This is a genomic window from Terrabacter sp. R4-6 (assembly GCF_057529065.1).
Genome location: NZ_CP197224.1, coordinates 278,192 through 291,260 on the forward strand (window position 1 = coordinate 278,192; position 13,069 = coordinate 291,260).

Here is a 13,069-nt window from a genome sequence, read left to right on the forward strand (position 1 = left end):
TCCGGCGCTGACCCGCAACCGTGAAGCCACCTCCCGCCGCAGCGCGGCCCGGGGTGACCAGCCGGAAAACCCGCGTCCCACCGGCTCCTTTGTCAGTCTGTCGTGGAATGCGGACCGGAGTCACCCCGCCGGGCCGGCCTCAGCCAGCAGACCCGACATGGTGTCCGACCGCGAGGAGGAAACCGTGTCCCCTGTCCGTCGTGCCCCGCTCCGGGTCGTGCTCGCCGCGCTCATCGCGGCCTGCCTCTCGGCCCTCACCATCGCGCCGGCCCACGCCGCCGCCTACCGCTACTGGGGCTTCTACCAGCTCTCCGACGGCGCCTGGACCTTCGCACAGAAGGGCCCGGACCAGACGGTCCCGAAGGACGGCAGCGTCGACGGCTGGCGCTTCGCCGTCGCCGACGAGGCCTCGACCCGCTACCCGCGCGCCGTCCTCACCTTCGACCAGGTCTGCGGCACGACCCCCGCCGAGGCGGGCAAGAAGCGCGTCGGTCTCGTCGTCGACTTCGGTCGTCCGGCCGACGCCGCCGACGGCGCCACCCCGCCCGAGCCGAAGGCCCTGTGCGCGGTCGTCGCCACGGACGCCACGAGCGCCGTGGTGCTCGCTCAGGCCGGTGACGTGCGCACCGAGAAGGGCCTCGTCTGCGGGGTGGACGGCTACCCGACGAGCGACTGCGGCGGTGCCGTCAAGGAGGTCAGCCCCGAGGCGAAGGCGGCGGACCAGCCGGTGACCATCGCCGCTCCGGCAGCCACACCGTCCGCGGCGGCCACGACCCCTGCCGCCTCGGGCACCGACGTCGCCGCAGCGCCGACGTCCGGCACCTCGGGTGGGACGGTCGCGGCATACGTCATCGCGGGCCTCGTCCTGCTCGCGCTCGTCGGCTACCTGCTCGTGCGCTCGCGTTCGCGCGCCCGCCAGGACGCCTGAGGAGCCCCGACGGACGTGGCGGGACTCCAGCGCAAGGCCCGGCTCCAGCACCCCGCAGCCTGGTGGCTGTGGGGGCTGGGCCTGGCCACCGCTGCGTCGCGCACGACCAACCCGGTCCTGCTGCTGCTCGTCATCGGCGTCTGCGTGCTCGTCGTCAGCGAGCGCCACGACCCCGCCACGGTCAACCCGCTGCCCGCCTTCCTCGTCATCGGTGCCGTCATCGTCGCCTTCCGCATCGTCATGACGGCGTTGCTCGGCAACGGCATCGTCGGCGAGACCGTCGTCATGACCCTGCCGAACGTCCCGCTGCCGGAGTGGGCCGCGGGCGTGCGCATCGGCGGCACGGTCACGCTCGAGTCCCTGCTGTATGCCGCCTACGACGCCCTGCGCCTCGCCGCGGTCCTCGCGTGCCTCGGCGCCGCCAACGCGCTGGCGAGCCCGCGCCGGCTACTGCGCTACCTGCCCGCCACGCTCTACGACGTCGGCACGGCCGTCGTCGTCGGCCTGACCTTCGCACCGCAGCTGCTGACCGACGCCCGTGACGTGCGGGCGGCCCGCACGCTGCGCGGACGCGACGGCCGGGGCCTGCGGGAGATGGCGCGCCTCACCGTGCCCGTGCTCGAGACCGCCTTCGAGCGATCGCTCGGGCTGGCCGCGTCGATGGAGTCGCGCGGCTACGGTCGCGCGGTCCGCTCCACGACGACGAGCCGCCGTGCCGCCACCGGGCTCGCCCTCGCTGGTCTCGTCGGTGTGCTCGCCGGGCTCTACGGTCTGCTCGACTCCTCCGCCGGCGGGGTGCTCGGGCTGCCGGTCCTCGTGCTGGGCGCACTGCTCGCCGGCTCGAGCCTGCTCGTCGGCGCGTCACGCGACCCCCGGTCGGGACATCGTCGCGACCGGTGGACGTGGACCGAGACCGTGACGGTCGTCGCGGGCGCCGTGCCCGCCGCGGTCCTCGTCGTCGGCTCGGTGCAGGGCTGGGAGGGCATCGTGCCGAGCCAGCAGGCCGAGCTGCCCGCCGTGCCGCTCCTCGCCGTCCTCGCGCTGCTCGTGGCCGCCACGCCTGCCTGGCTGTCGCCCCGTCCCCGGGAGGTCGCTCCATGATCACCTTCGAGCACGTGTCGATGCAGTATGCCGACACTCCCGCTCCCAGCCTCCACGACGTCACGCTCGAGATCCCCGAGGGCGAGCTCGTCCTTGTCGTCGGCCCCACGGGAAGCGGCAAGTCGACGCTGCTGCGCACCATCAACGGGCTCGTGCCGCACTTCAGCGGCGGCACGCTCACCGGACGCGTCACCGTCGACGGGCTCGACACGGCCGAGCACCGTCCGCGCGACCTCGCGACCGTGGTCGGCCTCGTGGAGCAGAACCCGTCCTCGACCTTCGTCACCGACGTCGTCGAGGACGAGGTCGCCTACGGCATGGAGACGATGGGGCTGGACTCGACGACGATCCGTCGCCGCGTCGAGGAGACGCTCGACCTCTTCGGACTCACTCCCCTGCGCGCCCGGGCGTTGCGCACCCTCTCGGGGGGTCAGCAGCAGCGCGTCGCGATCGCCGCCCTCTTCGCCGCCGGCCCTCGGGTCCTCGTGCTCGACGAGCCGACCTCGGCGCTGGATCCCGTTGCGGCAGAAGAGGTCCTGGCCTCGCTCCACCGCATCGTGCACGACCTCGGGGTCACGGTCGTGCTGGCCGAGCACCGGCTCGAGCGCGTCGTGCACCACGCCGACCGCGTCGTCCTCGTCGACGAGGGCCACGTGTCCGAGCTGCTCGACCCCGCCGAGGCGATGCTGCGCTCCCAGATCTACCCGCCCGTCGTCGGCCTCTCCCGGCTCGTCGGGTGGTCTCCGACACCGTTGTCCATCCGTGACGCGCGCCGCAAGGCCGCCGCGCTGCGCGAGGCCCTCGGCACGAGCACCCCGCGCCCCCTGGCCGACCTCCGGGTGATCGGGCCCGCCGACGCCGTCACCGTCGACGGAGTCCGCGTCGCGCGCGGCGGCCGGGTCGTCCTCGACGGCGTCGACCTCGCCGTGGCCCGCGGCTCGGTGACGACGCTCATGGGGCGCAACGGCGCCGGCAAGTCGACGCTCCTCGGCGCCATCGCGGCCCAGCACCGGCTGTCCGGCGGGACGGTGCGCGTCGGGGCCGGAGGCGTCGACCCGCACGCCCGGTCCGCCCGCGAGCGGGTGCGCACCGTCGGGCTCGTGCCCCAGCAGCCCGAGCTGCTCCTCTACGCCGACACCGTGGCGGCCGAGTGCACCGCGGCCGACCAGGACTTCGGCGCCGCTCCGGGAACGGCCCGCGGCCTGCTCGACCGCATCTCCGGAGGCATCGACCCCACCGTGCACCCGCGCGACCTGTCCGAGGGCCAGCGCCTCGAGCTCGCGCTCGCCGTCATCCTCTCGGGGTCGCCCGAGGTGCTCCTGCTCGACGAGCCGACGCGCGGCCTCGACTACGGCGCCAAGAAGCGGCTCGGCGAGATGCTCACGGGCCTCGCGGCGCACGGCACGACGGTCCTGCTCGCGACCCACGACGTCGAGCTCGCGGCCGAGGTCGCCGACCGTGTCGTCATCCTCGCCGACGGGGAGGTCGTCACCGACGGCCCGACGCGTGAGGTCCTCGCCTCGTCACCGGCGTTCGCCCCGCAGGTGACGAAGGTGCTCCTGCCCCAGACGTGGCTCACCGTGGCCGAGGTCGCTGGCGCCCTCGCGAGGATCGCATGACGGGCCGCCGCGTCATCCCGCTGCGCTGGCCGGCCGTCGTGGCCGTCGGGGTGGTCGGGATCGTCGGGCTCGTCGCGTTCACGTGGCCCTTCTTCGTCACCGGGGACTTCGCGCGCGACCACGGCAACGACGCGCCCTGGCTCTTCGCCGTCCTGCTCGGGCTGCTCGCGGTCGTGTGCCTCGCCGAGGTCACGGCCGGACGTCTCGACGCCAAGACGATCGCGGTCCTCGGCGTTGCTGCTGCCGCAGGCGGTGGCCTGCGGCTGCTCAGCGCCGGCACCGCCGGGCTCGAGCCGATGTTCTTCGTCGTCATCGTGGCCGGACGCGTGCTCGGCCCCGGCGTCGGCTTCGTGTCCGGGGCGCTCGCCGTCACGACGGGCGCCCTGCTGACCGGCGGGGTCGGCCCCTGGCTGCCCTTCCAGATGATCTGCGCCGGAGGCATCGGGCTCGGCGCCGGCCTGCTCCCCGGCCGTGCGGGAGGACGCGTCGAGCACTGGGTGCTCGCGGCATACGCCCTCGTGACGGGACTCGCCTTCGGGCTCTTCATGAACCTCTGGTTCTGGCCGTTCCTCGGGACCAACGCGCCCAGCGGGATGGGCTTCGTCCCCGGCGCCCCGGTCTCGGAGAACCTCGCCCACTACGCCCTCTTCTACCTCGCGACGTCCCTCGCGTGGGACCTGCCGCGGGGCGTGCTCAACGCGGCCCTCGTCCTGCTGGCCGGCCCGGCGCTGCTCCGTGTCTTCCGGCGCGGCGCGCGGCGGGCGGCCTTCGGGGTCCCGGTCGTCTTCGGCCCGGCACCCGCGCCAGGAGCGACCCGCGAGGTCCCGCTGCAGGACGCGAGCGGGCTGCGATGACCAGCACGGACGGCGTCGCGTTCTCACCTCGCCGGGCCCGGACGACCACCCTCGTCACGGGACCGGTGCGCAGCGGCAAGAGCCGCCACGCCGAGGACCTCGTCGAGGGCCACGACGACGTCACCTACGTCGCGACCGGGCGCCGCGCCGACGCCTCGGACCCCGAGTGGAGCCGGCGCGTCGAGGACCACCGCACGCGCCGACCCGCGACGTGGCGGACCCTCGAGACGACGGACGTGGCCGGGTCGATCGAGGCCGCCACGGGTCCCGTGCTCGTCGACTGCCTCGGCACGTGGCTCGCGGCCCTCGTCGACGAGGCCGGCTGGGACGACCTCGTCGCCGCGGCGGGCGCGGTGCGTCGCGAGGCCGACGGGCTCGTCGAGGCACTCTGCGCCGCAACGGTGCCCGTGGTCGTCGTGACGAACGAGGTCGGCTGGTCGCTGGTGCCGACGACGGCCTCCGGACGCCTCTTCCAGGACGAGCTGGGCCGCCTCAACGCGCTCGTCGCGACGGTGGCGGCCCGCGTGCACCTCGTCGTCGCGGGACGCGTCGTCGACCTCAGTGACGCCCCCGTCGTGACCCGCGAGCCGCGGAGCGGGACGCTCGATGCGTGACGCCTGGCGCCTGGCGTTCGGCACCTTCACGGCCCTGCCCGTCGGGCCCCCGACGCACGTCGACCGGGCCGTCCTCGGCCGGTCCATGCTCCTCGCACCCGTGACGGCGGCGCCGGCCGCCCTCGCCTGGATCGTGCTCGGCACGGTCTCGGTCACAGGCTGGGCCCCCTCCGGCGTGGTGGCCGTGCTCGCGCTCGTCGTCACGGCGCTGCTGTCCCGGGCGCTCCACCTCGACGGGCTCGCGGACCTCGCCGACGGGCTCACCTCCGGGCACGACCCGGTGCGGTCTCTCGAGGTCATGCGACGCGGCGACACCGGTCCGGCCGGCGCTGCAGCGGTCGTGCTCGTCCTCCTCCTCGACGCCGCCTGCCTCGCCTCCCTGCTCGTCGGCGCGCTTGGCACGGCGCTGGCCGTCGTGGCCCTCGTGGCCAGCCGGCTCGCGTGCGCGGTGTGCGCGCGGGACGGCATACCTCCCGCCCGTCCCGAGGGACTCGGTCAGGGTGTCGCCGGCACCGTGGCCCGGGGGCGGCTGCTGGGGCTCGTCGCCGCGATGGGCGTGCTTGCCGGGCTCGCGGTCGGCGGGCTGTCAGGGGTGCTCGGCGAGACGTCGTGGACCGTCGGCCTCGGCGCCGTCGTCGTCGTGCTCGTCGCGGTGGCCGGGGCCGTCGTGACCCGGCGTCACGCGGTGCGGCGTCTGGGCGGGGTCACGGGCGACGTCATCGGCGCGGCCGTCGAGGTCGCCCTGGCCGCCGGGCTCGTGGCAGCGACCGTCGTCACCACCGCCCTCCCCCACCTCTGACCGTCGAGAGGCCACGTCCGGCCGCGTCCCTCACGTCGACTGGCCACGTCCGGCCGCATCCCTCACGTCGAGAGGCCACGTCTGGACGAGCGAGGCGGCGCCCCACGGCTGTCGGTCGTGGCCTCTCGACGGTTGACGCGGATGGGGTCAGCGGCGGAGGCGGCCTGCTACCGGTCCGGGGAGACGGCCGCGCCAGTCGGCCTTCGGCGACTCGCGTCGCACCTCGGCGATGCGCTCGCGACGGGCGCGCTCGACCGCCGGGGACTCGAGCACGGCCCACGGCTCGGTCCGGCGCGTGGCCCGGGCCAGGACGAGGTCGGCGAGCTCCGGGTTGAGCGCCAGCAGCGGTCCGTGCAGACGGGTGCCGAGGACCGACCCGGCGAGCACACCCTCGGTCGTGGCGCCGGCGGCGTCGTCGGTGCGGTTGCCGGCGCCCACCTCGAGGGTGAAGAGGGCCCGCGCGCCGTCCTCGCGATCCGTGCGGAGGTCGTGCGCCTCCCAGCCGATGAGGGCCGGCAGGTCGAGCGAGGCGTCGGGCCGGGTCACGACGGTGCCGGTGACCTCGGGAGCCGGGTGGACGGTGACCGGTGCCAGACCGAGGCCCTGGTGCCGGGCACCGGACGGGTCGACCCACGAGCGGGCGATCGCGTCGAGACCGGCGTCGACCGCGAGGAGCACGGCGCCGTCAGCGACGCGTGCCGCGAGGTCGGTCGACGTCAGCGCCTCGACGAGGGCCGCCACGCCACCGCGTCCGGTGCCGCCGACGAGGTAGACGTCCGCGTCGACGAAGGAGTCGGCGCGGTCGACGGTGACGGTCTCGACGGAGAGGTCACGCGCGGCGCCGCGGCGCACGAGCGCCTTCGCGTTGGCCTCGTCGGCCGCGGCGACCGTGGCGAGCGGGAAGAGCGTGGCGACGGTGAGTGCCCGGCTCAATGGGTGCCTCCTCGGAACTGCTTGGAGATGCGTCGGAAGGCCGGGTAGTTGCAGGCCACCATCACCTCGCCCGGTGCATGGGCGCGAACGGCCGACTCGATGTCGGGGGCCTCGACGACCTCAACCCCCGCGGCGTCGAGGATCGCCACGGCGTCGGCCGTGCGCCCGCCCGTGACGGCGACCCGCTGGCCCGCGAGGCGCTCGAACGGCGCCTCCCACATGGTGGCGGTGTCCTTGGGGCCGAACGGGTCGACGGCGACGACGAGCGGCCGGCCGGTCGAGACCGCGACGTCGATCGCCTCCGCCCACCCGGCGGGGTTCTTGAGCATGAGCAGACGAGCGGCGTGGTGGCCGAGCCGGTACGGCGCATAGCGGCCGTCGACGTCGGCGACGGCGCTCACCCGCTCGGCGGCCGTGGCGACGTCGACGCCGAGCGCGTCGGCCGCGGCGAGGGCGAAGGCGCCGCCCACCGGACCGGTGCGGCCGGGAACCGTGACCTCGATGCGCGTGCGCTCCCCGGAGTGCTCGACGGCCCAGCCGTCGCCGTCCGGCACGACCTTCCAGTCGGGCTCCGGTCTCGAGCGCTGGCAGCCGGGGCAGCTCCACGAGTCGTCGGTGAAGTCCTGGACCGAGCCACAGGCCGGGCAGATGAGGGCGTCGCCGCGCCAGTAGAGGCCGCCGCTGACGCCGATGCGGCGCGGCGCGGTCTCGAAGGCCCAGCTGACGAGCGGGTCGTCGACGTTGACGATGGCGACGCAGTCGTCGGGCAGCGCGGCGGCGGTGCGGCGCCAGTGCTCGAGCGTGCTCCGGAGGGACACGCCGCGGGTGTACTCGCGGGAGCTGTTGAGCACGACGACCGCCTTGGGCCGGGTGCCGCGGGCCACCGGCTCGAGGTAGACCTCGTCGACCTCGAGGGCTGCGAGCTCGGAGGTGCGGTCTGCCGAGAGGGCGGTGACGATGCCGTCGGTCATGTTGGCGCCGGTCGTGTTGCTCACGACGGTGCCGCCGGGCGTGATCGCCGCGGCGACGAGGGCGGTCACGGTGCTCTTGCCGTTGGTGCCGGTGACGAGGACGCTGCGCCGGTCACCGGCCACGGCGCGGAGCACCTGCGGGTCGACGCGGAGGGCGAGGCGGCCACCGATCATGGAGCCGGAGCCCTTGCCGAGGGCCTGCGAGAGCCGTCCCGCCGACCGTCCCGTGGCCAGCGCCAGGCGGGCGCGGAGCGGATCGCGTGCGTCAGACAAAAGCGGTTACCCTTCTCGACATCGTGGGTCGCGCCGCTCGGCAGCGAGGGGCGACCGCTCGGTGACATGCCAGATCGACAAGCCAGATCGTAGCCGCAGCACCGGTTCTCCCGGTCCGCGGGTGGACGAGGAGGAGACCGCGTGCGAGCCACCGATGTCGGGATCGAGATCGGGACGGGGCGCTCGGGTCCACTCAACGCGATCACCGACGTCGAAGGCGTACGGGTCGGCTACAGCACGATCGTGCACGGCGAGGGCGAGATGACCGTCGGGCAGGGACCGGTGCGCACCGGCGTCACCGTGGTGCTCCCCCACGGCGGCCGTGCCTCCACCGAGCCGGTCTTCGCCGGCTACCACCGGCTCAACGGGTTCGGCGAGCTGACCGGTCTCGAGTGGCTGCACGAGTCGGGCATGCTCTCGAGCCCCATCGCCCTGACCAACACCGACAGCGTCGGCGTCGTGCGCGACTCCCTCATCGCCCGCGAGACCCGGGTGCCGGGGCGGATGCCGATCATGCTGCCGGTCGTCGGCGAGACGTGGGACGGCATCCTCAACGACATCAGCGGCCAGCACGTTACCCGCGAGCACGTGCATGCCGCCTTCGACGACGCGCGCACCGGCGTCATCGCGGAGGGCAACGTCGGTGGCGGCACGGGCACGCAGTGCTACGGCTTCAAGGGCGGCACCGGCACGGCCTCGCGGGTCGTCGACCTCGGCGACCGTCGCTTCACGGTGGGCGTCCTCGTGCAGGCCAACCACGGCGACCGCAAGCACTTCGAGGTCAACGGCGTGCCCGTCGGCCACGTCCTCACGAAGAAGGTCGTGCCCTTCCCCCGCATGTCCGAGATCACCCGGGTCCCGCCGCCGGGCACGGGTTCGGTGCTCGCCGTCGTCGCGACCGACGCGCCCCTGCTCCCACACCAGCTCAACCGGCTGGCCCAGCGCGCCGGGCTCGGCATCGCGAAGTTCGGCGCCCGCGGGGACAACTACTCCGGTGACCTCATGATCGCCTTCTCGACGGCCGCGCACGGGATGCCCGACCAGGGCCCCGGCGCCCGGACCGAGATCGGGATGCAGGTCGAGATGCTCGCCCTCGAGTACTTCGACGCGATGTTCGGCGCCGTCATCGAGGCCACCGCCGAGGCGATCCTCAACGCCATGCTCCAGGCCGAGACGATGGAGGGCCGCGACGGCCTGACGATCCACGCCCTCGACGGCGAGCGTCTTGCGAGCATCCTCGACCGCCACGGCCGGCGCCGCTTCTCCCTCCGCGAGTAGCCGCCCGCGACCCCGACGGACGACGTGTGCCAGGTGGCGCACTCGGGCGCGCCACCCGGCATACGTTCTCGGAGCTGGGACTCAGCTCTCGCGGACCTGCACCTGCACGAACGGCGGCTTGACGACGGTCGCCTCGAGGGCGCGACCTCGCACGTCGATCGACACCGTCTCGCCGTCAGCGATCTCGGGGTTGAGCAGCGCGAGCGCGATGCCCTGCTTGAGCGTGGGCGAGAAGGTGCCGGACGTGACCTCGCCGGCCGCGGCCCCGTTCCACGACACGGTGCAGTGGGCGCGCGGGATGCCGCGACCGGTCACGAGCAGACCTCGCATGAGGCGCGTCGGGTTGGCACGCTCGGCCTCGAGAGCCTGCTTGCCCCAGAAGGTGTCCTTCTTCCAGCCGACGGCCCAGCCGGCGCGCGCCTGGACGGGCGAGATCTGCAACGACAGGTCCTGTCCGTGCAGCGGGTAGCCCATCTCGGTCCGGAGCGTGTCGCGCGCACCCAGACCGCAGGGCTTGCCGTCGAACGGGGCGACCGCCTCGACGAGCGCGTCCCACAGCGCAGGCGCGTCGTCCCAGCGCGGCACGAGCTCGTAGCCGCGCTCACCGGTGTAGCCGGTGCGGCAGACGATGACCGGCGTGCCCTGCCAGTCCGCCTCGACGAACGACATGTAGTCGTGGCCGGTCGGCAGACCCAGCGACTCGAGCACCTCGTCGCTCTTCGTGCCCTGGACGGCGATGACGCCGTAGTCGCGGTGCAGGTTCGTGACGGTGATGCCCTCCGGCGCGGCGGCCTGCAGCCGTCGGACGACCTCGGCGGTGTTGGCCGCGTTGGGGATGAGGAAGACGTCGTCGTCGGACTTGAGGTAGACGATGAGGTCGTCGACGACGCCCCCCGCGTCGTCGCAGCACAGGGTGTACTGCGCCGAGCCGGGCTGGATGCGGCGCACGTCGTTGGTCAGGCACGCGTTGACGAAGTCGGCCGCGCCCGGGCCGGTCACCGAGGCCTTGCCGAGGTGGCTCACGTCGAAGACGCCGACGCGCTCGCGCACTGCGGTGTGCTCGGCGACGACGCCGCCGCCCGGGTACTCGATCGGCATGTCCCAGCCACCGAAGTCGGCCATCTTGGCGCCGAGGGCGACGTGGCGGTCGTGCAGGGGTGAGGTGAGCGGGGAGGTCGTCCCCGACGTCGCTGTCGTCATGGTCGTCAACCTACCGCCCAGCGGGTATGCCGCCTCCGCTCGTTATCATCGAACGCCGCCACCAGCGGCGGTGTCGTGAGTTCGACCGGCGCACGAGCCCGTGCGCCAGCGACGCACCCTCGACGCACCCCTCAGGACGTGCTGTGACCGTGCGCCCGCAAGCACCTCGACAAAGGAGTCCTTCGTGGCCAACCTGACCATCTCGAACCGCTCGGCCGCCGACACGGCCGGCGACGCGCTCGTCGTCGCGCTCGTCCCCAGTGACGGCGGTGCCACCCTGGCCCCCGGCCACGGACTCCCCCGCAAGACCGTCGCCCACCTCAAGTCCGTCGTCACCGACCTCGAGCTCGCCGGCAAGGTCGGTGAGGTCACCACCCTCGCGGCCGTGCCCGAGGTGGCCGCCAAGCTCGTCGTGCTCGCCGGTGTGGGCCAGCTGTCCGCCGACGCGTCCGCGCTCGAGGACGTCCGCAAGGGCATCGGCGGGGCGATCCGCTCGCTGAGCCGCAAGAAGAAGGTCGCGGTCGTCGTGCCGGGCACGTCCGTCGAGGTCGTCTCCGCCGTCGCCGAGGGCGTGGCGCTCGGGGCGTACGCCGTGTCCAAGGCCGGCACGCGGAGCACCGACGCCGTCGCGGCCGTCGCGCTCGTCGGTCCGGCCGACGCCGCCTCGCGCCGTGCCGTCAAGCGAGCCGCCGCGCTCGGTGAGGCCGTCGCGTACACGCGTGACCTCGTCAACCTCCCGCCGAACCTGCTCTACCCGGAGACGTTCGTCGACTCCCTCGCCGACCGCGTCAAGGGCACGAAGGTCAAGCTCAAGTCCTACGACATGAAGGCCCTGCGTGCGGGCGGCTTCGGCGGCACCGTCGGTGTCGGCCAGGGCTCGGCCAACGAGCCGCGGATCGCCGTCCTCAGCTACACGCCCACGCGACCCAAGGCGTCCATCGCCTTCGTCGGCAAGGGCATCACCTTCGACTCTGGCGGCCTCTGCATCAAGCCGGCCAACGGCATGCTGACGATGAAGTGCGACATGGCCGGTGCGGCCGCCGTCGCCGGCGCCGTCCTCGCCATCGCCGAGCTCGGCCTGCCGATCGCCGTCACCGGCTACCTCGGACTCGCCGAGAACATGCCGAGCTCGACGGCCCAGCGCCCGAGCGACGTCGTGACGATGCGCGGCGGCACGACCGTCGAGGTGCTCAACACCGACGCCGAGGGTCGCATGGTCCTCGGTGACTGCATCGCCCTGGCATCGGAGAGCAAGCCCGACGCCATCGTCGACATCGCCACGCTCACCGGTGCGCAGGTCGTGGCGCTCGCCAACACGGCTGCCGTCATGGGCAACGACGACGACTTCCGCACCCGCGTCCTCGACGCGGCCTCCACGGTCGGCGAGGCCATGTGGCCGATGCCGCTGCCCACCGAGCTGCGTCCCGGCCTCGACTCGATCAACGCCGACCTCGCGCACAAGGGCGGCGCCGAGGGCGGCATGCTGACGGCCGGCATCTTCCTCAGCGAGTTCGTCGGCGAGGGCATCCCGTGGAGCCACCTCGACATCGCCGGGCCCGCCTACAACGACAAGGCCCCGACGGGCTACTGGCCCAAGGGCGGCACCGGCTTCGGCGTGCGCACCCTGGTCGGCCTCGCCGAGTCCTACGTCTGACGCCCTACGTCTGACGTCGACGCGCGAGAGGCCCCGTTCCGTGACGGAACGGGGCCTCTCGGCGTCTGCGGCTGGGGTCAGCCGCCGGACTTGCGACGGAACATCTGCTGGGCCTTGGCGGGGCCGTGTGCGCCGTGCACCTTGGTGCGGTCGTGGTCGTCGGAGACGTCCTTGCCGCCGTGGGCGTGCTTCTTGTCGAGCGCCGCCCGGAACTTGGCCTTCATCTCCTCGCTCGGACCTGCGGATTCGCCATCCTGCTTCGACATTCGAGAACCTCCTGTGTGCTGTGGCGCCGAATCCGGCACGGACTGAACACTTTTCACCCTGTCAGCGAACCGGGGCCCGGTCCACCCTTTTTGCCTTCTTGCCCGGCAACCGACGACGAGGTCGTATGCCGTGCCGCCGGGTCAGGCATCTCCCTGACGTCGGCGCTTGCTCCACTCGCGCATCCGGTTGGGATAGCCCGTCTTGTTGACGTCGTAGACCGGGACGCCGAGCTTCTGGCTCATCTCGAAGCCGTCCTTGGGCGACGGCACGGCGCGACGCGTCCACTCGCCGTCCCAGGCGATGAGCACGATCGTCGTCGGGGTGACGCTCGTGGCGGGTTCGACGTAGGCCTCGACCCCGAGGCGCGACTCGACGAACGCGCGCAGGTGCTGCTCGACCGCCTTCCGGTCGATCTCCATCTGCGGCCCGTCGGACCGGCCGGGAAAGGGATTGCCCTTGCGGCTGCCGCGTCGTGAGAACCAGCCCATGGCGGCACTGTACGGGGTCGACCCGTGCCCACCACCACAGCGCGCCGGGAGGCGTGACCTGCCTGTGACGTCTCATCCGATCAATGACAA

At 73.5% G+C, this 13,069-nt stretch carries 13 protein-coding genes; 8 read left to right on the forward strand and 5 right to left on the reverse strand.

Features of this window, described 5'->3' with window-relative positions; genetic code table 11:
• The first annotated feature begins 184 nt into the window (after nucleotides 1–184).
• Genes ACSSS0_RS01315 through ACSSS0_RS01340 form a run of 6 tightly spaced genes read left to right on the forward strand, consistent with a single transcriptional unit; the run spans nucleotide 185 to nucleotide 5,915 of the window.
• Nucleotides 185–928 (forward strand): SCO2322 family protein, encoded by a 744-nt coding sequence (locus ACSSS0_RS01315; protein ID WP_487229757.1) that lies wholly within the window; start codon nucleotides 185–187, stop codon nucleotides 926–928.
• A gap of 15 nt (nucleotides 929–943) precedes the next feature.
• Nucleotides 944–2,029 (forward strand): energy-coupling factor transporter transmembrane component T, encoded by a 1,086-nt coding sequence (locus tag ACSSS0_RS01320; RefSeq protein ID WP_487229758.1) that lies wholly within the window; start codon nucleotides 944–946, stop codon nucleotides 2,027–2,029.
• Nucleotides 2,026–3,648 carry an ABC transporter ATP-binding protein gene (locus ACSSS0_RS01325; protein ID WP_487229759.1) on the forward strand — a complete coding sequence of 541 codons (1,623 nt, stop codon included), beginning with the start codon at nucleotides 2,026–2,028 and terminating at the stop codon, nucleotides 3,646–3,648. Before ACSSS0_RS01320 ends, ACSSS0_RS01325 begins: the two co-directional genes overlap by 4 nt.
• The gene (locus tag ACSSS0_RS01330) at nucleotides 3,645–4,502 is read left to right on the forward strand and encodes an ECF transporter S component (RefSeq protein WP_487229760.1); all 858 of its coding nucleotides are present in this window, start codon (nucleotides 3,645–3,647) and stop codon (nucleotides 4,500–4,502) included. The genes ACSSS0_RS01325 and ACSSS0_RS01330 overlap by 4 nt, the downstream gene beginning before the upstream one ends.
• Complete coding sequence (locus ACSSS0_RS01335; protein ID WP_487229761.1) at nucleotides 4,499–5,116, forward strand: bifunctional adenosylcobinamide kinase/adenosylcobinamide-phosphate guanylyltransferase; 618 nt, start codon at nucleotides 4,499–4,501, stop codon at nucleotides 5,114–5,116. The genes ACSSS0_RS01330 and ACSSS0_RS01335 overlap by 4 nt, the downstream gene beginning before the upstream one ends.
• On the forward strand, nucleotides 5,109–5,915 hold the full coding sequence (locus tag ACSSS0_RS01340; RefSeq protein ID WP_487229762.1) for an adenosylcobinamide-GDP ribazoletransferase: 807 nt from the start codon (nucleotides 5,109–5,111) through the stop codon (nucleotides 5,913–5,915). The genes ACSSS0_RS01335 and ACSSS0_RS01340 overlap by 8 nt, the downstream gene beginning before the upstream one ends.
• Nucleotides 5,916–6,062: 147 nt before the next feature.
• Here ACSSS0_RS01340 and ACSSS0_RS01345 read toward each other — a convergent pair whose 3' ends face one another.
• Nucleotides 6,063–6,848, reverse strand: a complete 786-nt coding sequence (locus ACSSS0_RS01345; RefSeq protein ID WP_487229763.1) for a hypothetical protein — start codon at nucleotides 6,846–6,848, stop codon at nucleotides 6,063–6,065.
• Nucleotides 6,845–8,092 carry a Mur ligase family protein gene (locus tag ACSSS0_RS01350; protein ID WP_487229764.1) on the reverse strand — a complete coding sequence of 416 codons (1,248 nt, stop codon included), beginning with the start codon at nucleotides 8,090–8,092 and terminating at the stop codon, nucleotides 6,845–6,847. Before ACSSS0_RS01350 ends, ACSSS0_RS01345 begins: the two co-directional genes overlap by 4 nt.
• A gap of 141 nt (nucleotides 8,093–8,233) precedes the next feature.
• Between ACSSS0_RS01350 and ACSSS0_RS01355 the strand changes: the two genes are divergently transcribed.
• Nucleotides 8,234–9,370: a DmpA family aminopeptidase gene (locus ACSSS0_RS01355; protein ID WP_487229765.1), complete on the forward strand. Its 1,137-nt coding sequence runs from the start codon at nucleotides 8,234–8,236 to the stop codon at nucleotides 9,368–9,370.
• 81 nt (nucleotides 9,371–9,451) lie between these two features.
• Here ACSSS0_RS01355 and gcvT read toward each other — a convergent pair whose 3' ends face one another.
• Nucleotides 9,452–10,570: a glycine cleavage system aminomethyltransferase GcvT gene (gene gcvT, locus ACSSS0_RS01360; protein ID WP_435985723.1), complete on the reverse strand. Its 1,119-nt coding sequence runs from the start codon at nucleotides 10,568–10,570 to the stop codon at nucleotides 9,452–9,454.
• Nucleotides 10,571–10,754: 184 nt separating this feature from the next.
• Between gcvT and ACSSS0_RS01365 the strand changes: the two genes are divergently transcribed.
• Entirely contained in the window at nucleotides 10,755–12,224 is a 1,470-nt protein-coding gene (locus ACSSS0_RS01365; RefSeq protein WP_487229766.1) for a leucyl aminopeptidase, read from the forward strand.
• Nucleotides 12,225–12,301: 77 nt separating this feature from the next.
• On the opposite strand, the gene ACSSS0_RS01370 is transcribed toward ACSSS0_RS01365, so the two are convergent.
• Together ACSSS0_RS01370 and ACSSS0_RS01375 are read right to left on the reverse strand one after the other, a co-directional pair.
• The gene (locus tag ACSSS0_RS01370; RefSeq protein WP_435985721.1) at nucleotides 12,302–12,490 is read right to left on the reverse strand and encodes a DUF5302 domain-containing protein; all 189 of its coding nucleotides are present in this window, start codon (nucleotides 12,488–12,490) and stop codon (nucleotides 12,302–12,304) included.
• Between the two features lie 141 nt (nucleotides 12,491–12,631).
• The gene (locus ACSSS0_RS01375; RefSeq protein WP_028785791.1) at nucleotides 12,632–12,979 is read right to left on the reverse strand and encodes a hypothetical protein; all 348 of its coding nucleotides are present in this window, start codon (nucleotides 12,977–12,979) and stop codon (nucleotides 12,632–12,634) included.
• Between the last annotated feature and the right edge of the window lie 90 nt (nucleotides 12,980–13,069).